The sequence below is a fragment of the Arthrobacter sp. 92 genome (assembly GCF_050260325.1).
In the GTDB taxonomy this organism is placed as follows: Bacteria; Actinomycetota; Actinomycetes; order Actinomycetales; family Micrococcaceae; genus Arthrobacter.
The window spans coordinates 1,581,680-1,605,181 of the sequence record NZ_CP189863.1 but is presented as its reverse complement, the minus strand read 5'-3'; the positions used below and the strand labels follow the sequence as shown (position 1 = coordinate 1,605,181).

Here is a 23,502-nt window from a genome sequence, read left to right as displayed (position 1 = left end):
ACCCGTCAGCCGACGGAGCGGACAACGGGCTGGCCGCCCCGCTCGCCGGCGGCTCTCCTCCAGCGGTCCAGCCAGTGTATGAGCCGCAGTTCCCGGGCGCGGCGGCCGCTCCTTCGGAGCGGACCCTGATGGACATCTTCCAGGAGACCGTGCGGCAGTTTCCCGAAGCCTCGGCCCTGGATGACGGACGGCAGTCCCTCAGTTACGCCCAGTTGATGACGGCTGTCCGGGGCGCGGCGCTGGAGCTTCACCGGGCGGGACTGGGCGCCGGGGACAAGATCGGAGTCCGCATCCCGTCCGGTACCAACCGGCTGTACATCTCCATCCTGGCGGTTCTCCTCATCGGCGCCGCGTACGTTCCCGTGGACGCGGACGATCCCGACGAGCGTGCCAAACTCGTCTTCAGTGAGGCCGGGGTGGCAGCCATCCTCCGGGCCAACGGCGAGATTGTCACAGGGGGCAAACGGCCCCGGCCCTTTCCCGAACCCCGGATGCCACAGCCAGACGACGATTCCTGGGTAATTTTTACCTCCGGCTCGACCGGGACTCCCAAAGGTGTGGCCGTTCAGCACCGGTCCTCGGCCGCACTTGTTGACGCAGAGGCACGCATCTTCCTCCGGGAAGAGCCCATCGGAACCCAGGACCGGGTCCTCGCCGGATTGTCCGTGGCCTTCGACGCCTCGTGTGAGGAGATGTGGCTGGCCTGGCGGCACGGCGCCTGCCTCGTCCCGGCGCCCCGCGCCTTGGTCCGGACGGGGATGGACCTGGGCCCGTGGCTCATCAGCCATGGCATCACCGTGGTCTCCACCGTGCCCACCCTCGCCGCCTTGTGGCCGGTCGAAGCACTTGAGAGCGTCCGCCTGCTGATTTTCGGCGGGGAAGCCTGTCCCCCGGAGCTTGCCGAGCGCCTCGCCGTCGACGGCCGCGAGGTCTGGAACACCTATGGCCCCACCGAGGCGACCGTAGTGGCGTGCGCTGCCCCGCTCGGCGGCGAAGGCCCCGTCCGGATCGGCCTGCCGCTCGATGGCTGGGACCTCGCCGTGGTCGATGACGGGGGCATCCCCGTGCCGCACGGCGAAGTGGGTGAGCTCATCATTGGTGGCGTGGGGCTGGCCCGGTATCTCGACCCCGCGAAGGACGCCGAGAAATATGCGGCCATGCCGTCCCTTGGATGGAGCCGCGCCTACCGCTCCGGCGACCTGGTCCGGTACGAGGCGGAAGGGCTCATTTTTATGGGCCGCGCCGACGAGCAGGTGAAACTTGGTGGCCGGCGAATCGAACTCGGGGAAATTGACGCGGCACTGCAATCGTTGCCTGCGGTGGCCGGCGCTGCCGCCGCGGTGCGGACGACGGCGGCCGGGAACCAGATCCTGGTAGGTTACCTGGCTGCCGCCGGCAGCGCGGACATCGATTTGGCCGCCGCGCGCGTGCTGCTGGGAGCCAGCCTCCCGGCGCCGCTCATCCCGCTCCTGACCGTGGTGGAGTCGCTCCCCACCAAAACGAGCGGCAAGGTGGATCGGCACTCCCTGCCCTGGCCCCTGGAGGGGACCGGGGCAGCGGACGCTGAGAAGGCGCCGCTGAACCTCCCCGATGACGCGCGATGGATCGTGGAGCAGTGGAGCGCGGTGCTCGGCAGCGCCGTCACCACCCTGGACGCGGACTTCTTCGCCCACGGGGGCGGTTCCCTCGCGGCAGCCCAGCTCGTCTCGGCCCTCCGGGTCCGCTACCCAACAGTGACAGTGGCCGATATCTACGCCACGCCCCGGATCGGGGCGCTCATCGACACCGCCCGGCAGTCATTGCCTGAGGGCGGCGCGGGACCCGCGCCGGAACGCTCCGTCCGCCCCACCGCCCGCAAGTCACAGATCTTCCAAACCCTGCTGGGCGTGCCCCTGCACATCCTCGTGGGCATGCGCTGGCTCACGTACCTGATGGCCGCGAACAACCTCCTGTCCACGGTCGCCGGGTTCACGGCGGCTCCCACCATCCCGTGGTGGGCCGTGGCGCTCTCGTGGCTGGTGTTCGTGAGCCCCGCGGGGCGGATGGCAATCTCCGTGCTGGCCGCCCGGGTGTTGCTTCGCGACGTCGGCCCGGGAACATACCCCCGCTCGGGCAAGGTGCATCTGCGGCTGTGGCTGGCCGAACAGATCCAGGACCTTTCCGGGGCCATCAGCCTGGCCAGCGCGCCATGGGTTCCCTACTACGCGAGAGCTCTCGGCGCCAAAATCGGGAACGATGTGCAACTACATTCGCTGCCGCCGGTCACCGGGCTCCTCTCGCTCGGTCCCGGCTGCAATATCGAGCCGGAGGTCGATATTTCGGGGTGGTGGATCGACGGCGACTTCGTCCACATCGGCGCGGTGCGAGTGGGGGCCGGCGCAACCGTGGGCGCGCGCAGCACCCTTATGCCCGGGGCCAGCATCGGTGCCGGTGCCCAGGTTGAGCCGGGCTCGGCTGTGCTCGGCAAGGTGAAGGCCGGACAAGTGGTGGCAGGCTCCCCCGCCGAGCGCCGGGGCAAGGCCAAACAGGGGTGGCCCGATGCCCCGGCCAGCCACCCGTTGAGGAACCGGCTATGGTTTGGCGCCTTCGCCACAGCTTCCGCCGCGCTGGCCACGATTCCCTACCTGTCAGCCGGCGCAGGTGCCCTGGTGGTATTTACGTTCATCCGGGGCAGCGAATCGCTCACCGCCGCGCTTCCTCAGGTGCTGGCCGCGCTGCCGCTGGCCGCCCTGACCTGGTTCCTGACAAACCTCTTCCTCATTCTGGCCGCTACCCGGCTGCTCGGCCTGGGACTCAAGGAGGGCTACTACCGGGTGCGCAGCCGGATCGGTTGGCAGGTCTGGGCCACGGAACGGGTGCTGGACCTTGCGCGCGATCTCCTTTTCCCTATCTACGCCAGCCTGTTCACGCCCGTGTGGCTGCGGCTGCTGGGCGCCAAAGTGGGCAAGAACGTGGAGGCGTCCACCGTTCTTCTTCTCCCCCGGATGACCACCATCGGAGAGGGAGCGTTCCTGGCCGACGACACTATGGTGGCCTCCTACGAACTGGGCGGGGGCTGGATGCGGATTGCCCCGGCAAAGATCGGCAAACGCTCCTTCCTCGGCAATTCCGGAATGACCGGGGCGGGGCGCAGCGTTCCCAAGAATTCCCTCGTGGCCGTGCTCTCGGCCACTCCGGCGAAGGCAAAGTCCGGCACATCGTGGATTGGCAGCCCGCCCGTCCGGCTCCGGCGGACGGCGATCGCCTCGGACAACACCCTCACCTTCCAGCCGCCGCTCCGGCTCAAGCTGGCACGCATGCTCTGGGAATTGTGCCGGTTTATCCCCGTGGTGCTTACAGTCGCATTGGCCGCCGGCGTGCTGCTTGCCTTCGACTGGCTCTCCGCCCTGTTCAATTACGGCGTTGCCGCCCTGCTGAGCGGCCTGGTGATACTGGCGGCCGGCGCCGCTGCCGCGGGGAGCGCGGTCGCGGCCAAGTGGCTGCTGGTGGGCAGGATCAAGCCTGGCGAACACGCGCTGTGGAGTTCCTTCATTTGGCGGAACGAGGTGGTGGACACCTTCATCGAAATGGTCAGCGCGCCGTGGTTTGCCCGTTCCGCCACCGGCACGCCGGCCCTGGTGTGGTGGCTCCGGGCGCTGGGAGCCAAGATTGGCCGCGGCACCTGGTGTGAAAGCTACTGGTTGCCGGAAGCCGATCTTGTGACGCTCGGCGAAAGCTCAACCGTCAACCGGGGCTGCGTGGTCCAGACCCACCTCTTCCATGACCGCATCATGAGCATCGACACTGTTACGCTCGAAGCCGGAGCCACGATGGGGCCCCACGGCGTTATTCTGCCGCGTGCCCGGATTGGGAAGGGCGGCACCGTTGGGCCTGCGTCCTTGGTGATGCGGGGTGAAACAGTGCCCGCCGCAACCTACTGGATGGGCAACCCCGTACGCCCTTGGACCGGTCCGGCATCACCCGGGCCCCGGTTGAAATAACTCCAGCAAACATGTCCGGAACCGCGATAGCGAAGGCCCGCTCTATGAGTCCCACAGCATCATCCAGCCCGGAGGCCGCACGGTGGCCGGACGGATCCGCCGCTTCGCCGGATCCCTATGTCCCAGGGCACGGGACCAATGCCTACAAGGTGACGCGGTATGAGCTGGACCTGGACTACAAGATCGCCAGCAACCGGCTCAATGGCCGCGCGGTCCTGCATGCGCTCGCCCAACGGGCCGCCTCGGCAATCGTCCTGGACCTCACCGGGTTGCGCGCGGTCAAGATCTCGCTCAACGGCAGGAAGGTCCGGAAATTCGCCCAGCGGGCGGACCAGCTGGTGGTCTACCCGGACATGGCCCTGACTGCCGGTGAGGACTTCATTCTCGACATCCGGTACGAAGGAAACCCGTTCCCGCGGCGCGGGCTGTGGGGCGACGTGGGCTGGGAGGAACTAACGGACGGCGTGCTGGTGGCCGGGCAACCGGACGGCGCGGCGTCGTGGTTTCCCTGCAACGACCATCCCCAGCAGAAGGCCAGCTACCGGATCTCCGTCACCACGGACGCTAATTACCGTGCGGTGTGCAACGGGCTCCTCATCTCACGAAGCACCAGATCCAGCAGGGAAACATGGACGTACGAGCAGGCCGAGCCGATGGCCACCTATCTTGCCACGGTACAGATAGGCCGATACGACATCCTGGTACTGGATCCGTCGGCGGCTCCGGGCAGCGTCCCCCAGTATGCCGCGGTGCCAGCCTCCTTGGCCGATGCGGCACGGAGCGGCCTGGCCCGCCAGCCGGAGATGATGAGGACATTCGTCAACCGCTTTGGGCCCTACCCGTTCCAGGAGTACTCGGTGGTGGTCACGGAGGATGCCCTCGAGATACCGCTTGAGGCCCAAACGCTGTCCATTTTTGGGCGCAACCATCTGGACAGCGGCTGGGAATCACAGCGGCTGATCGCCCATGAACTGTCCCATCAGTGGTTCGGCAATTCCCTGACAGTGACCACCTGGAGCGACATTTGGCTGCACGAGGGATTCGCCTGCTATGCCGAGTGGATCTGGTCCGAGGAAGCCGGAGTGATGACAGCGGCTGCCCGCGCCGCGGCCGCCTGGCGCAAGCTCGACGCCGGGAACCAGGACATTGCCGTGGGCGACCCGGGACCTGAACTGATGTTCGATGACCGGGTCTACAAACGCGGCGCGCTCGCACTGCACGCCCTCCGGCTCCGGTGCGGGGACTTGGCGTTCTTCGCGCTGCTTCATGACTGGACCAGCAATAACCGCCACGGGTCGGTGTCCACAGCGGAGTTTATCCGGGCCGCCGACCGCGTGGCCGGGATCGACTCCGAGGCCTTGCTTCATCCCTGGCTGTTTGACGAGGCCCTGCCGGCCCTGCCCGTCAAGGACGCCGGGAGCCGCTAGGACCGGCGGCGGCAATGACAGCCAAGGCCGCCACGTAGCCCGTGGGAAGTCCAAGGCAGGCCACGTCAAGATCGCGGAGTTCAACGCCGGCGGTTGCCGCGCCCTCCAGCGCGGAGGGATCCACACGCAGACCTGTGCCGCGGGCCTTGAGGATGGATTCCTTGCGCGCCCAGGCGCGGGCCCGCCAGCTATCCCGGTCCTCAGGCGCGAGGCCCTCGACAGTACGCTGCTCCCCCACGGTAAGCGCAACACTGTCAAAGCCCGGGAAGGCAACCCCGGAGACGTGTTCCAGGTCAACGCCCACGGCCGCCGTCCCCGGATCCGCTGTGGCGGCCAGAACGGCCCATCCCCCGGAGCGCGACAGACTGATTCGAAGTCCGGACGGAGCACCGTCCAGCCAATAACCGGGCCGGCCATGGTCCACGTCCGGCCCGGTGCCACAATCCGGGCAGGCGTAAACGGCAGTCAGCCGTTCCGGGCCCACGCCGAGTCGCTCGGCGGCCAGGGCGCGCTGGGCAATCCTGCCGGCCAGGAACTCATCGCGAACCGAAGGTATCCGGATCGCGGCAGCACGGGTCCGCTCCGAAGCGCCGAGGGACTCCACGCCCCCGAGCGCCACGTCCGCAAGACGCAGCGCCCTGAGCGTGACTCCCCCGGCGGTGCAGTCCTTTAGCGTTGGACCGCTCCGAAGCGTTCGGCTGCAACCGCCACGGCGCTCTCGCGCGCTGCGGACGCCTCGTCGGCGGTCAGGGTGCGGTCGGCGGCACGGAAACGCAGACTGAACGCCAGTGATTTCTTGCCGTCTTCAATGCCTTTGCCAGCGTACACGTCGAAGAGCGCGACGTCTTCAAGCAGCTCGCCGGCGCCTTCGCGCAGGGCCGAGAGGACGTCGTCCGCCGGGATCTCCTGCGGCACCACGAGGGCCACATCCTGGGTGGCCACCGGGTAGGTGGAGATATGCCGGGCCACGATCACGTCTGCCGCGGCCTCGAACAGGGCGTCGGCATTGAGTTCCAACGCCACCGAGCGGGCCGGCATGTCGTGCGTGGCCAGCAGTTTCGGGTGCAGTTCCCCCGCATAGCCCACCACCTCGCCGGAGCGCAGCGCCAGCTGCGCGGCCCGTCCGGGGTGGAATGCCTGGTGGTGGCCCTGGCTGATCAGGATCTCGACGCCGAGGACGTCACCGGCAATCCGGGCGATGTCCAGCGCGTCCGCCCAGTCCCACGGACGGGGCGTGTGCCCTGCGGCGGCCGGAGAATCGTGCCCCGTGAACACGGCGGCGAGGTGCAGCGGCTGGTCCGGGACGCCGTCGTACAGGGCGTCCAGCACCTCATCGGAGGGCTTGACGCCGAGCGGCGGAATCGTGGCGGTGCCCAGGGCCTCACCCGGCAGGAACACGAGTCCGGCCTCAAACAGGGCCAGGTCGCGGAAGCCGCGCGAGTGGTTGCGCTTGGCCACCTCGATCAGGCCCGGCAGGATGGAGGTCCGCAGGAAGCCGTGCTCCTCGCTGATCGGGTTGGCGAGCTTGAGGGCCCGGCGTTCGGTGCCCTCCGTGGCCACGCCAAAGGTGTCGTTGGCGGCCTTGGACACGAACGGGTAGGCCAGGACCTCGGTGAGGCCGGCGTCTGCAAGAGCCTGGACGAGGCGGCGGCGCTGCTGCTGGACACGGGTCAGGCCGCGTCCGGGGGGTGCCACGGGCAGGGTGGCGGGAATCTTGTCATAGCCCACCAGCCGGGCAATTTCCTCGGAGAGATCCTCCTTGGTTTCCAGGTCGTTGCGCCAGCTCGGGGCCGTCACCACGTAGCCGGCCTGGTTCTTTTCAACGATGGCGCCCAAATCCTCCAGCGAGGTAACGATCTGTTCCTCTGAGAAGTCGATGCCGATCCGGGCGGCGGCGAAGGCGGCAGGCAGCTCGATGGTGACGGCGTCCGGCGCGGTCCCGACGTCGGTCCCTGCCTCATCAGCTGTACCGCCGGCGAGCTCCACCAGGAGGTCCACCACGCGCTGGGCGGCGACGCTGGCGACCTGCCAGTCCACCCCGCGCTCAAAACGCTTTGATGCTTCGGAGGGCAGCTTGTGGCGGCGGCGTGACCGGGCGATCGAGACTTCATCGAAGTGGGCGGCCTCAACGAGGATGTTGGTGGTGGAGTCCGACACTTCAGTGTGGGCGCCGCCCATCACGCCGGCGATTCCAATGGGGCCCGAATCGTCCGTGATCAGCAGATCCTCGACGTCGAGCGTGCGCTCCTTGTCGTCCAGGGTGGTGATCTTCTCACCGGCCGTGGCGCGCCGGACCACGATATCGCCGGAGAGCTTATCCAGGTCGTAGCAGTGGTTCGGCTGGCCCAGCTCGAGCATGACGTAGTTGGAGATGTCCACCGGGAGGGAGATGGACCGGATGCCGGCGAGCCGCAGCCGGGAAGACATCCACGGCGGTGTGGGGCGGGAGGCGTCGACGCCGCGGACCGTGCGGGTCACGAAGCGGTCGCAGCCCGGCTTGCCATAGATGGGGGCGTCGTCGTTGATCTTCACGCCGTATCCGCCCGAGAGCGCGGGGGGGGCCTGGACCTTGGACGCGGGGTCCGTGAACACGGTGCCGGTGGCGTGCGCGTATTCCCGGGCCACGCCCCGGATGGAGAAGCAATAGCTGCGGTCCGGCGTGACGTTGATTTCCGCGGCCTGGTCGTAGAGGCCCAGCAGTTCCATGGCGTCGGTGCCGATTTCGGGATCCAGCCCGATCCGGGACAGCACCAGGATGCCGTCGTGGTCATCCCCGATGCCGAGCTCGCGGACAGAGGCAATCATGCCGGCGGAGAGGTGACCGTAGGTCTTCCGCGCGGAAATGTGGAAGTCTCCGGGCAGCACGGCACCGGGAAGGGTGACCACCACTTTGTCGCCTTCCACGAAGTTGTGGGCGCCGCAGATGATCCCCTGCACACCGGAGGGATCGATGCCCTCGCCGGTGAGGCTCTGCCGCTGACCTTCGGGCACAACCCGCACCTGGCACCAGTTGATGGTCTTGCCGTTGGTCTGGGGCTCTTTGACGATGCTCAGGACCTGGCCCACCACGATGGGGCCACGGATGTTATCCGTGGGGCGGTGGACCGCTTCTTCTTCGAGGCCTACCTTGACCAGTTCGGCCATCACGTCTTCGGCCATTGCTGAGGCCGGTACCTGCGCAAATTCACGCAGCCAGGAAAGTGGGATACGCACTGTTAGATCTCCATCCCGAAGTGCTCGCTGAAACGTACGTCGCCTTCAATCATGTCGCGCATGTCGCCAACCTCGTTGCGGAACATGAGGGTGCGCTCGATGCCCATGCCGAAGGCGAATCCTGAATAGATGTCCGGGTCGATGCCGGCTGCGCGGAGGACGTTGGGGTTGACCATGCCGCAGCCGCCCCACTCGATCCAGCTCGGGCCGCCCTTGGCACCCGGGTGCCAGATATCGAGCTCCGCGGAGGGCTCGGTAAACGGGAAGTAGTTGGGCCGCAGCCGGATCTGTGCCTCGTCCCCGAACATCTGGCGCGCGAAGTGCTCCAGTGTGCCGCGGAGATCGGCCATGCTGAGCTTCTTGTCGATGGCCAGGCCCTCGAACTGGTGGAATACCGGCGTGTGGGTGGCATCGAGCTCATCGGTGCGGAATACCTTGCCCGGGCACAGCACGTAGATGGGAAGCTCACGTTCCAGCATGGAGCGGACCTGCACCGGCGAAGTGTGGGTGCGCATCAGCAGGTGCGCCTCAGGTGGCTCCACGAAGAAGGTGTCCTGCATGTCCCGGGCCGGGTGGTCCGGCTTGAAGTTAAGCGCATCAAAGTTGAACCACTCGGACTCCACTTCGGGACCCTCGGCGATTTCCCAGCCCATGCCGACAAAGATGTCAGCAACGCGGTCCTGCAGGGTGGACAGCGGATGGCGGGCACCGGCCCGGCGGCGCCGCGGTGCCGCGGTCACGTCCACAGTCTCTTCCACGAGCATCCGCGCGTCGTTCTCGGCTTCGAGCTCGGCGGTGCGGTCCGCGAGCGCCTTGTTGACCCGTCCGCGGGAGGCTCCCATGAGTTTCCCGGCGGCGGCCTTCTGGTCCTTCGGCAATCCTCCGATTTCCCGGTTGGCGAGGCTCAGCGCGGACTTTTCGCCGGTGTGCGCGAGGCGCACGGCCTTGAGTTCATCGAGTGTGGCGGCGGCGGCTATTGCGGCAACGGCCTGGTCTACGGCGGCGGTAATGGCGGCTTCATCCAAAGGATTCGGGACGGCAGCGCCCGGCAAAGTTTCAGTCATCTACTGTTCTTAGCTACGAGTCGGGTGTCGCCAGCGAGCGGTTCTGCTGATGCCGGATCCACCGGCAGCAGTTCCATCACTGGCATGTCATGACGGGAGCTGGTTCAACGGCTTCCGTCGTGACAAAGGGCAGGGGCCCGCCATAATTTGGCCGGCGGGCACTCACCCCCAGTCTAGTTGAACGCGCCGGCCCGGACTCGCCACCGCGCCAAACGCGAGAGTCCGAACGGTTCCGCCGTCCACGGGTACCGCCTAGCATGGCCTCATGACGTCGGGACAGCAGCTGCGGCAGGTTGCCAATGTGCTGAATGCAAGCACCCTGTTGGGGCTGCTGCTTGCCAGGTGTGCGCGCACGGCCGTCCGCAGGGGCCCCCGGGGACTGGTCATCGCCACCGGCTACCGGTGGACCTTGCCGTTCGCCGGAGCCTTCGCAGTGGGCAACGTGGTCATTTTCCGCGCAGGCCCGGCGCAAGCGCTGGGAAATGCCGCCTTGCTGGCTCACGAGGAGCGGCACTGCACGCAGTACGCCTGGTGCCTCGGAGTGCCGTTCCTTCCGCTGTACTTCATCGCGGCCGGCTGGTCGCTGTTACGGACGGGAAACCCTGCGTCAGCGAACTTCTTTGAACGACAGGCCGGGCTGGAAGCCGGCGGCTATCCGGACATCCACAAACGCACGGCGGGCCCCAGAGCCCCTCACGGAATCGAGGCCTGACATGTCGGGAAATTCCAGAACCATCACGGTCAGCGGATCAGGAAGCGCCGAGGCAGTCCCGGACCTGCTGACACTCTCGATTGGGGTTGAGTGCCGCCGGGACGACGTCGGAGCGGCCTACGCCGACGCGGGGCGCATCGGCTCCGGCCTCGCGGCAGTGCTGCGGCAGCACGGGGTGGACGATCCGGACATCACCACATCCGGACTCAACGTCCGGGCCGATGTGGTGTGGAAGGAAGGGCACGGTCAGACCGTCACGGGCTATGTGGCGTCCAGCATGCTCGCGGTCCGGCTGCGGAACATTGCCGGGTCATCGGAAGTCATTGCGGCGGCGGTGGCGGCCGGCGGCAACGACGTCCGGCTGAACGGCCTGCAGCTTGGCTTTGCTGATCCGGCGGCCGTCACAGCTCGTGCCCGGGAAGCCGCCTGGCTCGACGCCCTCACCACGGCCCGTCAGTACGCCGCCCTGGCAGGCGCGGAACTCGGAGCGGTGGTTTCAGTGACCCAGAAGCAGCACGCCGGCGCTCCCGTGCCCTTGGCGAAGATGCAGCGGGCCATGGCAGCCGAGGCCATCGGCATCGAAGCCGGCGAATCCAGTGTCAGCGCCGCTGTCAGCGTTGTATGGCAGCTGCGGGGGCAGGCCTAGTTGCATCGCCTGCCGTTGCACTGGCCGCAGGCGGCCTAATGGATGGCGCCGGCGGCCAAAGTGATATCCGGACCGGTGGACAACGCAGTACGGACGACGACGGCGAGCGCGGCCGCCATGGTCCCGGCGGGCATAGAGGGAGTGCCGTTCCCCCGCGGAACCTGATGCGTCTCGTAAGGGACGTGGACAAAACCGGCGCGGACCGTTGTGGCCGCAGAGCCCGCAGAGATGGTCAGGGAGTGCATCAGGGCGTAGAAAATGTGGTTGCACACGTAGGTGCCCGCGGTCTGGGAGACTTCAGCCGGGATGCCCGACATCCGGAGGGCGTCCAGCGCGGCTTTGATGGGAAGGGTGCTGAAGTACGCTGCCGGACCACCAGCGACCACCTCCTGATCCACGGGCTGGTTGCCGGCGTTATCCGGAACCCGGGCATCGTCACAGTTGATGGCCACCCGCTCCAGCGACACCCGGGCGCGCCCGCCGGCCTGGCCAACGCAAATCACCAGTTCCGGGCGGTGGCGCTCAAGTGCGGCATTGAGCACGTTGATGGATTCGCCAAAGACGCACGGCAGCTCGACGGCAGCAACGTCAAGCCCCTCGGCCTCGAGGAGGCCGCGCGCCTGCACCGCGGCTGCCCACGACGGGTTGGATCCCTCGCCGCCGAACGGTTCGAAGCCGGTCAGGAGAATCATGGGCCCAGCCTAGCAACCCCGCGCGGGGCGCGGCCCGGGTGAACGAAGGGATCCGCGTGGGAGTGCGGACCCGGACACGAGGGACCAGGGATCCGCCCGGGCCTTGACTTTTATTAGAACATACCTTCGAATGGTACCCATGAGATGGGATGCACAAGCATTGAACCCGGCGGCTGAAGGCGCCCCCGCGGCCGCAGGGTTGCCGGTTCCGCCGCGCACGGATGCGCTCCTGCCGCTGGCTGGACTGGTCCGCAGCGTCTCAACCCCTGAATTTGCCGGGGTCACTTTCCACGAGGTCACCGCAAAATCGGTGCTCAACAAGGTGGCTGCCGGTTCCCGGATGCCCTTCGAATGGACCGTCAACCCCTACCGCGGCTGCAGCCATGCCTGTGTCTATTGTTTTGCCCGCAAGAGCCACACCTACTTGGATTTTGACGCCGGGCTGGACTTCGACAGCCAGGTGGTGGTCAAGATCAACGCCGCCGAGGTTCTGCGCAAGGAGCTGGCCAAGCCCTCATGGGGCCACCATCAGGTGGCCCTCGGGACAAACACAGACCCCTATCAGCGCGCTGAGGGCCGCTACAAGCTGATGCCCGGCATCATCCGCGCCCTCGCCGATTCGGGCACTCCCCTGTCCATCCTGACCAAGGGGACGTTGCTGGCCCGGGACATTCCGCTATTGAAACATGCGGCGGCGCAGGTGCCCGTGGGCATCGGAATCTCCCTGGCCATGACCGATGAACTGCTCTCGGAGTCGGTTGAGCCGGGGACGCCGGGACCGCGGGCCCGGCTGAAGCTGATTTCCCGGCTGCGGGATGCAGGCCTGCCCTGTGGGGTTATGGCCATGCCAATCCTGCCCTGGCTCTCGGACAGCGACGAAGCCCTCGATTCCCTGTTCGGCTCGCTGGCGGCAGCAGGGGCCAACGGTGTCACGGCCGGAGCGCTGTATCTGAAGCCGGGCACCCGCGAATGGTTTATGCAGTGGATGGCCGCCCACCATCCGGAGCTGGCGGGCAAGTACCGCCGCCTCTATGGCTCAGGGTCCTACGCCTCCAAGGAATACCGGCAGTGGCTGGCAGGCCGCATCCGCCACTTCAAGGCGCTGCATGGTTTCTCCGGTTCGCAGGGGTTCAGTCACCGGGATCTTGAGCAGGACCCCCGTGACGAGGAGGCTCAGTATCCGGCCGGAAGCATGCCCGCTGCGGGCCACGGCTCCCCCGGCGGGGAAGGTCATGCCGCACTGACAGGCGGACCCTCGCAACCCACGCTTTTCTAGGCCAGCCTGCTGCGCCGGACCCGGAGGCCGTTATCTTTGCGCTGCGGCCGATTCGACGCGGGCCGCGGAATCCAGCAGCGCCCGCACAATCGGGAGGTCGGCCGGAATCCACGGCAGCGTGAGGACCTCACCGTTCCGGTCCAGGCTCACCCAGCGGAGTTCGTCGTGGTCCTCCAGTGGCTGCGGCTCCCCGTCCGTAACCTCTGCGAACCACACCCGCATCGAGGCCCGGGCGTTCAGGGGCCAGCCGGCGGCAGTTTCCGCCAGCACCTCGGTGCCGAGCCTGACGCCAATTCCCAGTTCCTCACGAAGCTCACGATGCAGGGCCTGTTCAGCAACTTCTCCGCTTTCGACCTTGCCGCCCGGAAATTCCCACATGCCGGCAAATTGGGGCGGCGCGGTCCGGCGCGCAACCAGCAGGCGGGTTGGCCGCGCTAAGGAATCCACTACGGCTCCGCCTACAACTTTGATCAGTCCAGTCACGGGTCCAGTCTATGGGGGACAATAGTGGGGGCCGATTCCGCGTGGCCCGGGAATACGAGCCCTCCCTCCGCGTTGTACAGATCGGCGCTGTCGCGGGCACGCCGCGCTGCCCGGCTTTCCCCGGCCGGGCTGATCTGTCCATTCGGTCCGCACGTCCGCACCAGACATCGCGCACCCGGGCGCCCCGAACCAAGACATTCCACACCAACACATTCCACACCAGGACATTCCGGCCCGGGACATTCCGGCCCGGGACATTCCCGGACCCGACCGCAAGATATTCCAAGAAGCAGGCGAATGACCTCCACCAGCACCCTCAGTCCAGCCACGCCGGACACCAAACCGGCAAGACTCGCGTGGGCCATCATTTCCCTGGCCATGGGCGGCTTCGGCATCGGCGTCACGGAGTTCACCATGATGGGTCTGCTCAAGGAGGTGGAGCGGGGGCTCAACATCAGCACACCCGAGGCAGGGCACCTTATCTCCGCGTACGCTCTGGGAGTGGTGGTGGGCGCCCCGCTGCTTGCGGCCGTGGGCGCCAAGCTTCCGCGCAAGCACCTGGCCCTCGGACTCATGCTGTTCTTCAGCCTCGCAAACCTCACATCGTTCATCGCCCCTGACTACGGCACCATGCTGGTGTCCCGGTTTGCGGCCGGACTCCCTCATGGCGCCTTCTTCGGAGTTGCGGCCGTCATCGCCGCCTCGCTGGTGGCGCCCACGAAACGCGGCTGGGCGATCTCAATGGTCATGGCCGGGCTGACCGTCTCAAACGTGATCGGTGTCCCCTTCGCCACCTGGCTGGGCCAGACGTTCGGTTGGCGGCTCCTCTTCATCCTGGTGGGACTCATCGGAATCGTGACCCTTGTGATGCTCGGGAAGTTCGTCCCGTTCCAGGCCGCCCGCCCGGACGCGAGCATCCGGCGCGAATTAGGCGCCCTCAAACGTGCCCAGGTCTGGCTGGCCATCCTGATAGGCATCGTGGGCTTCGGCGGCTTCTTCGCCACTTACACCTACATTGCCCACACCATGACGTCCGTCGCGGGCATCCCGCCGTCGCTGCTGCCGCTTGTAGTGGCCCTCTATGGCCTGGGCATGGTGGCCGGCAACGTGGTGGGCGGCCGCATTGCCGACAGATCGGTGATGGGAACCATCTACCTGGTGCTCCCCGGTATCGCGGTGGCACTGGTCCTTTACGCGGTGGCGGCGCATTGGCCGTGGTCAGCGCTGGTGATGGTTTTTGTGGTGGGCGGAGCCGGATCGCTGCTGGTCCCGGCCCTGCAGACCCGGCTGCTGGATGCCTCTCCTGACGCGCCTTCGCTGGCCTCTTCGTTGAATCACGCGGCGCTGAACGTGGCCAACGCCCTCGGCGCTTTCCTGGGCGGCCTGGTCATTGCCTGGGGCTGGGGCTATGTTGCTCCCGCACTGGTCGGCGCTGTCCTTGCCGTTCTCGGGCTCGGAGTCGCGGCGGTGAGCGGACTGCTGGAACGCAGAAGGCCGCTGGTCTAAGTCACCTGCGCAATGCAGGGACCTGCCAGCGGCCTCTGACCGTGGTGGGCTGATCTCAGACCTGGGCGCGTTCGACGTCCGGTTCGAGATAGATGACCTGTGCGATCGGGACGGCCTCCCGGATCCGGATTTCGGCGTCGTCAATCGCCCTGGCGATGTCCTGGCCCGAGTCGTTCCGGCCGATGCTGATCTTGGCAGCCACCAGCAGTTCCTCGGGGCCAAGGTGCATGGTCTTGAGGTGGATGATGCTGGTCCCGCCGGCTTCGATGGCCGTGCGGATTTTCGCGACGTCGGTTCGGGTTGCGGACTCGCCCAGCAACAAGGACTTCGTCTCGAGTGCCAGGACGACGGCGATCGCCACGAGGAGCAGGCCGATCATGGCCGTCCCGAGCGCGTCCCAGATGCCGTTGCCCGTGATCAGGGTCAGGCCCACGCCAAACAGCGCAAACACCAAGCCCACGAGGGCCCCGAAGTCCTCCAGCAGGATCACTGGAAGCTCCGGCTGCTTGGCGTTGCGGATGAACTTCACCCAGCTTTGCTGCCCGCGGAGGTGGTTGGATTCGGCGATCGCGGTCCGGAAGGAGAACGACTCGGCAACGATGGCGCCGACCAGCACGGCCAGCGGAACCCACCAGAAGTCGCCTTCAATGCCGTGCGGGTGCTGGATCTTGCCCCAGGCCTCGTACAGGGCGAACAGGCCGCCGACGCTGAAAAGCACGATCGAGACGATAAAAGCGTAGATGTACCGCTCCCGGCCGTAGCCAAAGGGATGCTCAGGGCTCGCGGCCTTTTGCGCCCTCTTCCCGCCGACCAGCAGAAGGAGCTGGTTGCCGGAATCGGCCACGGAGTGGATGGCTTCCGCGAGCATCGAGGAGGACAGCGTCAGGAAGAAAGCAACGAACTTGAGTACTGCGATGGTCAGGTTGGCAGCCAATGCCGCCACGATCGCCTTGGTACCGCCATTTGCAGCCAAGTGGGCTTCACCTCTTCAGGAATTGCTCGAAAATTTGCAGAGTTCGGTCACCCCGGAACGCTGATGCCCGCAGGAATACCGTACCCGTTTCCGGCAGACAGCCACGCCAAACAGGGCGGGACTCGTGATGGTAACGATTGAATATGGTTCTGCTGACATTTACCGCCGCAGGTGTTAGCTTGAAGCCATACGCGGGATTCGTAATGAATGCCGACGAAGATGTAGGAGGAGACATGGGCTTTCTAGGCTGGATCATTCTCGGACTCATTGTAGGAGCAATCGTCAAGGCAATCATGCCGGGCAAGGTCGGCGGGGGCTGGGTCACCAGTCTCGTGCTTGGCGTAGTCGGCGCGATCGTCGGCGGCTGGATCGGCGACCTCCTGTTCGGCGGTGGCAAGATGGAATTCTGGAACCTCGGTTCCTGGCTCCTGGCTATCGTTGGCGGCCTGGTGGTAGCCGGTATCTACGGCTTCATCACCGGCAGGAACCGGACCACATAACAACCAACACTGACCACCGAACAGCGCACCTTAGCGCCGGACAGTGAAGACAACGACGGCGGGGCCCACCAAAAGGTGGACCCCGCCGTTGCGTTGTGCCGCGTTGCGTACCGGCTAGGAACGGTTCAGGAACGCTTTTGGGACCGAGCGCTGGCGTAAAGGCACACCGTGGCGGCCGTGCCCACGTTGAGGCTTTCCGCCGCGCCATAAACGGGGACGGCGACCCGGTGGTCGGCCAAGGAAAGCTCCGCCTCGGACAAGCCCTGGGCTTCGTTGCCGAATAACCATGCAGTGGGGTTTTCCAGGGCATAGACAGACTCTGCGTTTCCGGCCGGGGCACCCAGCCGGCGGGCCGCGTTCTGGTCCTGCAGCAGGTCCAGGTCCAACTGGCCCTGGCCGTCCGCCGCGAGGACACCGATGCCGCGTTCCTTGAAGCGGGCCGCCAGATCCTCGACATCAGCGCCGAGAACCACCGGCAGGTGGAAGAGAGAGCCCGCCGTCGAGCGCACGGCCTTGGGGTTGTAGATGTCCACGCTTGAGCCGGTCAGAATGACGGCGTCCGCGCCGGCCGCATCCGCGGCGCGCAGCACGGTGCCTGCGTTGCCGGGATCGCGGACCTGGCACAGGACGGCGATCAGCCTGGGACCGGCGTCGAGCACCTGCTCAAGGCTCACATCCAGGAATCCGCAGACCGCGAGAATGCCCTGCGGGTTCACCGTGTCCGCCATCGCGGCCAGCACCTCCTCAGTGGCGAGGAATGCGGTGGTGCCCTCCGCGAGTGCCTCCAGGTCCGGGTGCCGGTCGAGGCAGGCCTCGCTGGCGTAGACCTCATAGACGAGGCCGGGCTCGCCGGCGGCGATCCTTTTCTGGTGCAGGACCAGGGCCTCCCGGACAGCCTGCGGCCCCTCAGCCAGAAACTCGCTGCGCTTTAAACGGGCCGGGCGCCCGGCAAGTTGTGCCACCTTCCTCACCCGATCAGCTCGGGGGTTGGAAAGTGGAGAGTCTTGCGGGCGCCCGGTTTCGTTCATATAAGAACCTTAGTGGCTTTTCCAGCCGGTTCTTGAACTACCCAGAACGGGGAACTACTCAGCGGCCTTCTCGGCGGCAGCCTTCTTGGCGGCAGGCTTCTTGGCAGCCTTGGCATTGGGAGCAGCTGCAGCTTCGACCTGGACGGCCGGAGCCGAGGTGTCGGCGGGCAGCGAGTCCTTGGCCACCTGCACGAGTGCGGCGAATGCGTTGGCGTCAGAGACGGCAAGCTCGGCCAGCATACGGCGGTCAACCTCGACCTCAGCGGCCTTCAGGCCCTGGATCAGACGGTTGTACGTCAGTCCGTTGGCGCGGGACGCAGCGTTGATGCGCTGGATCCACAGGCGGCGGAAGTCGCCCTTCTTCTTCTTGCGGTCGCCGTAGCTGTACACAAACGAGTGCAGCAGCTGCTCTTTGGCCTTGCGGTAAAGGCGTGAACGCTGTCCACGGTAACCCTTTGCGCGCTCGAGAATAACCCTGCGCTTCTTGTGGGCGTTGACCGCCCTCTTCACACGTGCCACGTGCGTACTCCTTCGAAATTCTTGTCCCAAGCATCTACTGCCGGAAGTCCGGCTGGCCTGAGAAGCCGTTTTGGTAGTTGACCGTTGCCCGATGGCGCGCGGTCAGAGAACTTGGAACTTAGATGCCGAGCATCTTCCGGATGACCTTGGCGTCGCCCTTGAAGACGATCTTGTCGCCGGCGAGGCGACGGGTCAGGCGGGAGGACTTGTGCTCAAGGTAGTGGCGGCGGTTGGCCTGCTGGCGGCGCAGCTTGCCGCTACCGGTCAGCTTGAAGCGCTTCTTAGCACCGCTGTGGGTCTTCATCTTCGGCATGGGAACCGATCTCCTTACGTATCCGCAGACAGTGCCTGCAGTCTTTCGTGCAGCCGCCCCTGCGGGCGGCGTGCTGGTTGCTTGCTGCGCGGGCGATGCTTCACGCAGCTTTGAACTAGTTGGTCTTCTTACCGGACGGCTTGGAAGCCGTCTTCGGGGCAGCCGGCCTGGCAACAGGCTTGGGCGCCGCCGGCCGGGCTACCGGCTTGGGCATTGGAACAGCTGCCGGTTTCGGTGCAGCGGGCGAAGCCGCAGCGGGTGCCGGCTCCCCTGCTTCCTTGACGGCTGCGGGCTTGCTTGCCGCGGGCCTGCTCGCAGCGGGCTTGCTTACCGCGGGCCGCGGCGAAGCGGCAGCCTTGGGGGCCTCGCGCTTCGGTGCAGCCTGCCTGGTCTGCTTCGGAGCCTCCTGAGCGGGAGCCTCCTGCTTCGGCGCCTCCTGAACGGGAGCTTCCTGAACCGGAGCCTCCTGAACGGGAGCCTTCTCGACGGGAGCCTCCTGCTTCGGCGCTTCGGCTGCCGGAGCCGCGGCCTCAGTCACAGCAGCCTCAACCTCGGTTGACCCGGCCTGCGCCGCTTCAACCTCCGGGGCAGCCTCGGTGGAAATCTGGAAGCCCTCCGGCAAAAGGTCCGCCAGCGACTGCGTCAGTGCCGGCTGGTCACCGCTGACATCAACGCGGCCCGAGGCCTTCGCCTCGTTCTGCGCCTTAGCCTCGGCGCGCTGTGACGCGCGGCGTGCCTCAGCCTTGGCTTCGGCCTTGTTCTTCAGCGGGCCAACCACCATGACCATGTTTCGGCCGTCAATACGGGGGCTCGACTCGACAACTCCCACTTCAGCGACGTCGTCGGCGAAGCGCTGGAGCAGGCGGATGCCCATCTCGGGGCGCTGCTGCTCACGGCCGCGGAACTGGATCATGGCCTTGACTTTGTCGCCGGCGCCGAGGAAGCGGAGGGCGTGGCCACGCTTCGTCTCGTAGTCGTGGGTGTCGATCTTCAGGCGGAAGCGGATTTCCTTTAGAACCGTGTTGGTCTGGTTCTTCCGGGCCTCGCGCGCCTTGACTGCGGCTTCGTACTTGTACTTGCCGAAGTCCATCAGCTTGCACACCGGAGGCTTCGCCTGCGGTGCAACTTCAACGAGATCCAGATCAGACTCGGCAGCCAAACGCAGGGCGTCCTCAATACGGACGACTCCTACCTGTTCGCCTGCAGGGCCGACCAGCCGCACCTCGGGGACGCGGATACGCTCATTGATTCTTGGCTCGCTAATGTTAAAGCTCCTGTGTTTGAGTGAGTATTTCACCGGCAAATAGAGAAGGCCCCCAATTGCCGGAGCAATCGAAGGCCTCGAAGATCGGATGTGCCGCTTCCGGAGAAGCAGCACGCCTTCCCCCAGGCTGATGCCATAAGGGAAAGCCCGACCAGGTACCCGGCAACCTTGCGTCCGCAGGAACAAATCCCTGCTGGAAAACGGCTGACGCGGGTGGGAGAGAACTCCGCTTGCAAACTGAAAGTCCATTCTACAGAAAGATACCCGGAGGCTGCACATTCGCAGTTACGGGTTTCCACACAGCAAAATAACGACATTCAGTTGGTCTGTGACAAGCTTACCAGTATGAGCACTTCAGACAGTAATTCACACGTTTACGAGCCCGCCGGCGCCCAGGAGCAGGTGGCGCAGCAGATCCGTGACATCTCCGAGGTTCCGGCCATTGAGGTCATCACCACGGCAGCCGTGCACCTGATGAGCGCTTCCGCCGTGAAGCTTGGCCTGGCCGCGGAGGACAACGCCGAAGAACTCAAGGATCTGGACGAGGCCCGCAAACTGATCACGGCCCTGGCCGGACTGGTCACCGCGGCCGCGCCGGAAATCGGATCGCAGCATGCGGGCCCGTTGCGCGACGGCCTCCGCTCCCTCCAGTTGGCATTCCGCGAAGAGTCCGCCATTCCGGATGCGCCGGGAAAGGGACCGGGCGAGAAGTACACCGGGCCGGTCAACTAAACACTCGATACGGCGAACGGCGGGCGGACCGGACAGGTCCACCCGCCGTTGGCGGTTAACGCGACGGATGCGGATAACGCGGCGAACGCGCGTGGCACGTGCGGCGGCGAACCGGCATCAGGCGGTGGTCGAACGGCGGCGGCGGCGTTGCAGCGTCAAGCCAAGGAGACCGAGCACCGCGCCGGCCGCTCCCACGGAGACGAATCCGGCCCATGCGCCCAGGCCGTCGATAAAGACTCCCGCGAGCGGGGCGCCGAGCGCTACGCCGGCGGTAAGAGCTGATCCGTACCATCCCATCGCCTCGCCTCGGCGGGCTTCGTCAACGAGTGCGGCAACCTTTTCGGACGCCGCCGAAAGGACCGGCGCGCACAGGAGCCCGGGTAGGAGCGAAAGCAGGCAAAGCGCCCAGGTGTCCTGGGCAAAACCCATTGGAATGGTGAGAGCGGCCATCCCCAGGAACAGGAGAACGGGCGGCACGGGCCTGTGCATGGCGCCGTAGACCACGCCACCCACCACTGAGGCCGCGCACCAGAAGAGGAACACCAGCCCTATTTCGGCCTGGTGGCCACCCCTTTCCAAGGCTGCGACGATACCAACGTCCGTGCCGCTCAGCACCATGCCGGACCCGGCCGCCACAGCGAAGACGGTTGCGACCGCCGGAGTGAACCACAGGAAGTTGCGGGCCACTTTATGCCTGATTCCCGGCCGCCGACCGCCGTTCGCGGAGGCCGGCACCAACTCCGCCGCGGCTTCCTGAAGGTGCGCAGGGGCGGCCGCGAGGACGGCCACTTCGGCGCCTTCCCGCTGATCGGCGTCATAGCCGGCATCCACCGCCGCGCTGCGCGTCGGCGGGTTGAACCACATCAGGAACAGCCCGGCGGCCGAGGTGCAAACGCCCACCACGGTCAGGCCGATCACCGAAAATCCGGTGGTTGCCACGATGGCGCCGGCCGCAGGACCGAGCATAAACACCAACTCGGTGGAGATCGCATCCAGGGCAAACGCCGTACGCCGCTGTTCTCCGCTGGCCATCACCCCGAGGGACTGGCGGACCACGCTGAAAATCGGCAGCGTCAACAGCCCGCCCACAAAGACCAGCGCCAGCAGCCATTCGTACGACACGTGCGGCACAATGGACCAAATCACGGTTTCGGAAATCACCGAGGGGATAAGCGCTTTGCGCAACCCCACGGTGTCGACGCGGCGTCCCCGCCACGGCGCCCCCAACGCTATGCCGATGGTCATAATGGCTGCCGCGGTGCCTGCGGCCGCGTAGCCCTGGCCCAGGGTCAGGACGATGTGGAGCGTGAGGAGAACGCCCGCGGCGGAGTGGGGAATGCGGGCGATCATGCCCACCAAAAGGAGCCTCCGCACCGGTTTCACGGCGAGAAGCTGCTGATAGAGGGCGAAATTCACAGGCTACTTCCTTCATCCTGCCGGCTGCCCGGCAGGAAGCATCCCCGCCTGACCTCCAGTCACTCTGGTGCGCGCTGCAACTTTACCTCGATCGAATCAACGCGCTCGGCAAATACGGCGTTCCGGGACCATTCGGCGTTCAGCCCGGCGACCACGGATTGGAGGCCGGCAGCGTCCAGCCCGTCCGCGAGGTGGAGCACCACCTGCAACTCGGGCCCCGCGCCGCCGCCCGGCAGCACCGCGCCCCCGGCGGTGGCGGAGGCGACGCCGCCACCCGCGTGAAGTTCCACCCGCCTGACGGCGGGAAACGCCGAGGCAACGGAGCCAACAGCATGTGCCAGTTCGGGGTCGGAATACGAGGGAACCCAGGTTTGCTGCCGCGCCAGAGCCCAGACCGCCGGGCGACGCACCACGAACGTCACTTCGGAACCCGGATCGAGCACCAGCAACTCGGCCCCCTCAGCCACTGCGGACAGCGCGGCACGTGCGGCATAGACGGCCACCGGCCGGGCCTGCGGATGCCAGGCCTCCAGTGACGTTGCGGAGGTGAAGACCGGCATCGCAGTCCGTCCATCCGGTGCCTTGAGGGTCACGAGGGCCATGTCGGCCTGCTTGTCCGCGTGCAGGCCCGCTGCTCCGGGTGCCTCTTCGGCGAGCTGGGCGACGATCGGAACGAAAACCCGCGCGGTGGCCAGCGACGCCACCACGGAGGCTTCGTCGCCGTCACCGGCCAGGAGGGCGGCCACGGCGGCGAGGTATCCGGCGTCGGCCGCGCCGTCGTCATCCTCGAAGTTGTGGATCTTCGCGTCCTCGCCGGCAAGGCTGCGGCCGGACCAGGGCTGACCTGCCGAATCGGCGGCGCCCCCTGCCCCCGCAAGCGCCGCAGCGATGTGCCCGGGAAGCTGGCGCGGCGTCCGTGTGGATGGAAAAGCCGAGTCAGCCGCCTCGGAGGGTCCCGTAGCGGGTGCCTGCTCGTTCATAATGGATGGCCCTTAACGGCGGCCGGCTACGTCCAAGGCCTCCGGAAGCGTGAAGGCGCCCGCGTAGAGCGCTTTGCCCACAATGGCCCCTTCCACACCGAGGGGCACCAGGGACCGGAGCACTTTGAGGTCATCGAGGCTGGAAATGCCGCCGGATGCCACCACCGGCTTGCCGGTTTTCTGAACCATCTGCCGGAGCAGTTCGACGTTGGGGCCCTGCAACGTGCCGTCTTTGGTGACGTCCGTGACCACGTAGCGCGCGCAACCTGCCTCTTCCAGCCTGTCCAGGACGTCCCAAAGGTCCCCGCCCTCCTTGGTCCAGCCGCGCCCCGCCAGCGTTGTCCCGCGGACGTCCAGCCCGACGGCGATCCGGTCACCGAAGCGGTCGATGGCCCGGCTGGTCCATTCCGGGTTCTCAAGGGCCGCCGTGCCGAGGTTAACCCGGGCAACGCCCAGATCCAGTGCTTTTTCCAACGACTCGTCATCGCGCAGGCCGCCGGAAAGCTCCACCTTGATGTCGAGGCGGCCCACCACCTCGCGGAGCAGGTCAGCATTGGAGCCGCGGCCGAACGCTGCGTCCAGGTCCACGAGATGTACCCACTCGGCACCCTGCTGCTGCCAGTTCAGGGCGGCTTCCAGCGGTGTTCCGTAACTCGTCTCGCTTCCCGCTTCGCCTTGGACCAGGCGCACGGCCTGACCGTTCACGACGTCGACGGCGGGCAGCAGTTCCAGTACGGGAAGCGGCGTTTCGGTGGTCATCTTAGAATCCTCGCGTTGT

At 66.5% G+C, this 23,502-nt stretch carries 21 protein-coding genes; 8 read left to right on the top strand and 13 right to left on the bottom strand.

Annotation, left to right across the window (positions count from 1 at the left end; all coding sequences use genetic code 11):
• The first annotated feature begins 128 nt into the window (after window positions 1-128).
• Together ACP4XC_RS07340 and ACP4XC_RS07335 are read left to right on the top strand one after the other, a co-directional pair.
• Window positions 129-3,980: a Pls/PosA family non-ribosomal peptide synthetase gene (locus tag ACP4XC_RS07340; RefSeq protein WP_427175049.1), complete on the top strand. Its 3,852-nt coding sequence runs from the start codon at window positions 129-131 to the stop codon at window positions 3,978-3,980.
• Between the two features lie 44 nt (window positions 3,981-4,024).
• A complete protein-coding gene (locus ACP4XC_RS07335; protein ID WP_427174218.1) occupies window positions 4,025-5,407 on the top strand; it encodes a M1 family metallopeptidase in 1,383 nt (460 codons plus the stop codon).
• On the opposite strand, the gene ACP4XC_RS07330 is transcribed toward ACP4XC_RS07335, so the two are convergent.
• Genes ACP4XC_RS07330 through pheS form a run of 3 tightly spaced genes read right to left on the bottom strand, consistent with a single transcriptional unit; the run spans window position 5,385 to window position 9,684 of the window.
• Window positions 5,385-6,026, bottom strand: a complete 642-nt coding sequence (locus tag ACP4XC_RS07330) for a 4'-phosphopantetheinyl transferase family protein (RefSeq protein ID WP_427174216.1) — start codon at window positions 6,024-6,026, stop codon at window positions 5,385-5,387. The genes ACP4XC_RS07335 and ACP4XC_RS07330 overlap by 23 nt on opposite strands.
• A 50-nt stretch (window positions 6,027-6,076) precedes the next feature.
• Window positions 6,077-8,620, bottom strand: a complete 2,544-nt coding sequence (pheT, locus tag ACP4XC_RS07325) for a phenylalanine--tRNA ligase subunit beta (RefSeq protein ID WP_427174215.1) — start codon at window positions 8,618-8,620, stop codon at window positions 6,077-6,079.
• A gap of 2 nt (window positions 8,621-8,622) precedes the next feature.
• On the bottom strand, window positions 8,623-9,684 hold the full coding sequence (gene pheS, locus ACP4XC_RS07320; protein ID WP_427174213.1) for a phenylalanine--tRNA ligase subunit alpha: 1,062 nt from the start codon (window positions 9,682-9,684) through the stop codon (window positions 8,623-8,625).
• Window positions 9,685-9,949: 265 nt separating this feature from the next.
• Between pheS and ACP4XC_RS07315 the strand changes: the two genes are divergently transcribed.
• Window positions 9,950-10,396, top strand: a complete 447-nt coding sequence (locus ACP4XC_RS07315; RefSeq protein ID WP_427174211.1) for a hypothetical protein — start codon at window positions 9,950-9,952, stop codon at window positions 10,394-10,396.
• 1 nt (window position 10,397) lies between these two features.
• Window positions 10,398-11,042, top strand: a complete 645-nt coding sequence (locus tag ACP4XC_RS07310; RefSeq protein ID WP_427174209.1) for an SIMPL domain-containing protein — start codon at window positions 10,398-10,400, stop codon at window positions 11,040-11,042.
• A gap of 35 nt (window positions 11,043-11,077) precedes the next feature.
• Here ACP4XC_RS07310 and pcp read toward each other — a convergent pair whose 3' ends face one another.
• Window positions 11,078-11,734: a pyroglutamyl-peptidase I gene (pcp, locus tag ACP4XC_RS07305; protein ID WP_427174208.1), complete on the bottom strand. Its 657-nt coding sequence runs from the start codon at window positions 11,732-11,734 to the stop codon at window positions 11,078-11,080.
• A 139-nt stretch (window positions 11,735-11,873) separates the two neighbouring features.
• Between pcp and ACP4XC_RS07300 the strand changes: the two genes are divergently transcribed.
• Window positions 11,874-13,010 (top strand): Rv2578c family radical SAM protein, encoded by a 1,137-nt coding sequence (locus tag ACP4XC_RS07300; protein WP_427174206.1) that lies wholly within the window; start codon window positions 11,874-11,876, stop codon window positions 13,008-13,010.
• A 30-nt stretch (window positions 13,011-13,040) separates the two neighbouring features.
• Here ACP4XC_RS07300 and ACP4XC_RS07295 read toward each other — a convergent pair whose 3' ends face one another.
• Window positions 13,041-13,493: a (deoxy)nucleoside triphosphate pyrophosphohydrolase gene (locus ACP4XC_RS07295; RefSeq protein ID WP_427174205.1), complete on the bottom strand. Its 453-nt coding sequence runs from the start codon at window positions 13,491-13,493 to the stop codon at window positions 13,041-13,043.
• 297 nt (window positions 13,494-13,790) lie between these two features.
• On the opposite strand from ACP4XC_RS07295, the gene ACP4XC_RS07290 reads away from it, so the two are divergent.
• Complete coding sequence (locus tag ACP4XC_RS07290) at window positions 13,791-14,999, top strand: MFS transporter (protein WP_427174204.1); 1,209 nt, start codon at window positions 13,791-13,793, stop codon at window positions 14,997-14,999.
• 55 nt (window positions 15,000-15,054) lie between these two features.
• Here the strand turns inward: ACP4XC_RS07290 and ACP4XC_RS07285 are convergent, their stop codons facing one another.
• Complete coding sequence (locus ACP4XC_RS07285; protein ID WP_427174203.1) at window positions 15,055-15,972, bottom strand: cation diffusion facilitator family transporter; 918 nt, start codon at window positions 15,970-15,972, stop codon at window positions 15,055-15,057.
• A gap of 233 nt (window positions 15,973-16,205) precedes the next feature.
• Here ACP4XC_RS07285 and ACP4XC_RS07280 point away from each other — a divergent pair, with 233 nt between their 5' ends.
• Window positions 16,206-16,472 carry a GlsB/YeaQ/YmgE family stress response membrane protein gene (locus ACP4XC_RS07280; protein WP_427174202.1) on the top strand — a complete coding sequence of 89 codons (267 nt, stop codon included), beginning with the start codon at window positions 16,206-16,208 and terminating at the stop codon, window positions 16,470-16,472.
• A gap of 125 nt (window positions 16,473-16,597) precedes the next feature.
• Here the strand turns inward: ACP4XC_RS07280 and ACP4XC_RS07275 are convergent, their stop codons facing one another.
• The 4 genes from ACP4XC_RS07275 to infC form a co-directional block, all read right to left on the bottom strand.
• On the bottom strand, window positions 16,598-17,500 hold the full coding sequence (locus ACP4XC_RS07275; protein WP_427174201.1) for a TrmH family RNA methyltransferase: 903 nt from the start codon (window positions 17,498-17,500) through the stop codon (window positions 16,598-16,600).
• A gap of 54 nt (window positions 17,501-17,554) precedes the next feature.
• Window positions 17,555-18,019 carry a 50S ribosomal protein L20 gene (rplT, locus tag ACP4XC_RS07270; RefSeq protein WP_427174200.1) on the bottom strand — a complete coding sequence of 155 codons (465 nt, stop codon included), beginning with the start codon at window positions 18,017-18,019 and terminating at the stop codon, window positions 17,555-17,557.
• Window positions 18,020-18,137: 118 nt separating this feature from the next.
• Window positions 18,138-18,332, bottom strand: coding sequence for a 50S ribosomal protein L35 (gene rpmI, locus ACP4XC_RS07265; protein WP_009358635.1), 195 nt, complete (start codon window positions 18,330-18,332; stop codon window positions 18,138-18,140).
• Between the two features lie 115 nt (window positions 18,333-18,447).
• Entirely contained in the window at window positions 18,448-19,554 is a 1,107-nt protein-coding gene (infC, locus tag ACP4XC_RS07260; RefSeq protein ID WP_427175048.1) for a translation initiation factor IF-3, read from the bottom strand.
• Between the two features lie 387 nt (window positions 19,555-19,941).
• On the opposite strand from infC, the gene ACP4XC_RS07255 reads away from it, so the two are divergent.
• Window positions 19,942-20,328 (top strand): DUF1844 domain-containing protein, encoded by a 387-nt coding sequence (locus ACP4XC_RS07255; protein WP_427174199.1) that lies wholly within the window; start codon window positions 19,942-19,944, stop codon window positions 20,326-20,328.
• Window positions 20,329-20,445: 117 nt separating this feature from the next.
• On the opposite strand, the gene ACP4XC_RS07250 is transcribed toward ACP4XC_RS07255, so the two are convergent.
• From ACP4XC_RS07250 to priA, 3 genes are read right to left on the bottom strand one after another with little or no spacing between them, the layout of a single operon-like run.
• Window positions 20,446-21,744: an MFS transporter gene (locus ACP4XC_RS07250; protein ID WP_427174197.1), complete on the bottom strand. Its 1,299-nt coding sequence runs from the start codon at window positions 21,742-21,744 to the stop codon at window positions 20,446-20,448.
• A gap of 59 nt (window positions 21,745-21,803) precedes the next feature.
• The gene (locus ACP4XC_RS07245) at window positions 21,804-22,724 is read right to left on the bottom strand and encodes an SseB family protein (protein ID WP_427174195.1); all 921 of its coding nucleotides are present in this window, start codon (window positions 22,722-22,724) and stop codon (window positions 21,804-21,806) included.
• Between the two features lie 12 nt (window positions 22,725-22,736).
• The gene (gene priA, locus ACP4XC_RS07240) at window positions 22,737-23,483 is read right to left on the bottom strand and encodes a bifunctional 1-(5-phosphoribosyl)-5-((5-phosphoribosylamino)methylideneamino)imidazole-4-carboxamide isomerase/phosphoribosylanthranilate isomerase PriA (protein ID WP_427174194.1); all 747 of its coding nucleotides are present in this window, start codon (window positions 23,481-23,483) and stop codon (window positions 22,737-22,739) included.
• Window positions 23,484-23,502 lie beyond the last annotated feature (19 nt).

Excerpts from the sequence above, each read along its gene's own strand:
- ACP4XC_RS07340 (WP_427175049.1), top strand. The coding sequence starts at position 129 with ATGGACATCTTCCAGGAGACCGTGCGGCAGTTTCCCGAAGCCTCGGCC.
- ACP4XC_RS07335 (WP_427174218.1), top strand. The coding sequence starts at position 4,025 with ATGAGTCCCACAGCATCATCCAGCCCGGAGGCCGCACGGTGGCCGGAC.
- pheS (WP_427174213.1), bottom strand. The coding sequence starts at position 9,684 with ATGACTGAAACTTTGCCGGGCGCTGCCGTCCCGAATCCTTTGGATGAA.
- ACP4XC_RS07315 (WP_427174211.1), top strand. The coding sequence starts at position 9,950 with ATGACGTCGGGACAGCAGCTGCGGCAGGTTGCCAATGTGCTGAATGCA.
- ACP4XC_RS07310 (WP_427174209.1), top strand. The coding sequence starts at position 10,398 with ATGTCGGGAAATTCCAGAACCATCACGGTCAGCGGATCAGGAAGCGCC.
- pcp (WP_427174208.1), bottom strand. The coding sequence starts at position 11,734 with ATGATTCTCCTGACCGGCTTCGAACCGTTCGGCGGCGAGGGATCCAAC.
- ACP4XC_RS07300 (WP_427174206.1), top strand. The coding sequence starts at position 11,874 with ATGAGATGGGATGCACAAGCATTGAACCCGGCGGCTGAAGGCGCCCCC.
- ACP4XC_RS07290 (WP_427174204.1), top strand. The coding sequence starts at position 13,791 with ATGACCTCCACCAGCACCCTCAGTCCAGCCACGCCGGACACCAAACCG.
- ACP4XC_RS07280 (WP_427174202.1), top strand. The coding sequence starts at position 16,206 with ATGGGCTTTCTAGGCTGGATCATTCTCGGACTCATTGTAGGAGCAATC.
- ACP4XC_RS07275 (WP_427174201.1), bottom strand. The coding sequence starts at position 17,500 with ATGAACGAAACCGGGCGCCCGCAAGACTCTCCACTTTCCAACCCCCGA.
- rpmI (WP_009358635.1), bottom strand. The coding sequence starts at position 18,332 with ATGCCGAAGATGAAGACCCACAGCGGTGCTAAGAAGCGCTTCAAGCTG.
- ACP4XC_RS07255 (WP_427174199.1), top strand. The coding sequence starts at position 19,942 with ATGAGCACTTCAGACAGTAATTCACACGTTTACGAGCCCGCCGGCGCC.
- ACP4XC_RS07245 (WP_427174195.1), bottom strand. The coding sequence starts at position 22,724 with ATGAACGAGCAGGCACCCGCTACGGGACCCTCCGAGGCGGCTGACTCG.
- priA (WP_427174194.1), bottom strand. The coding sequence starts at position 23,483 with ATGACCACCGAAACGCCGCTTCCCGTACTGGAACTGCTGCCCGCCGTC.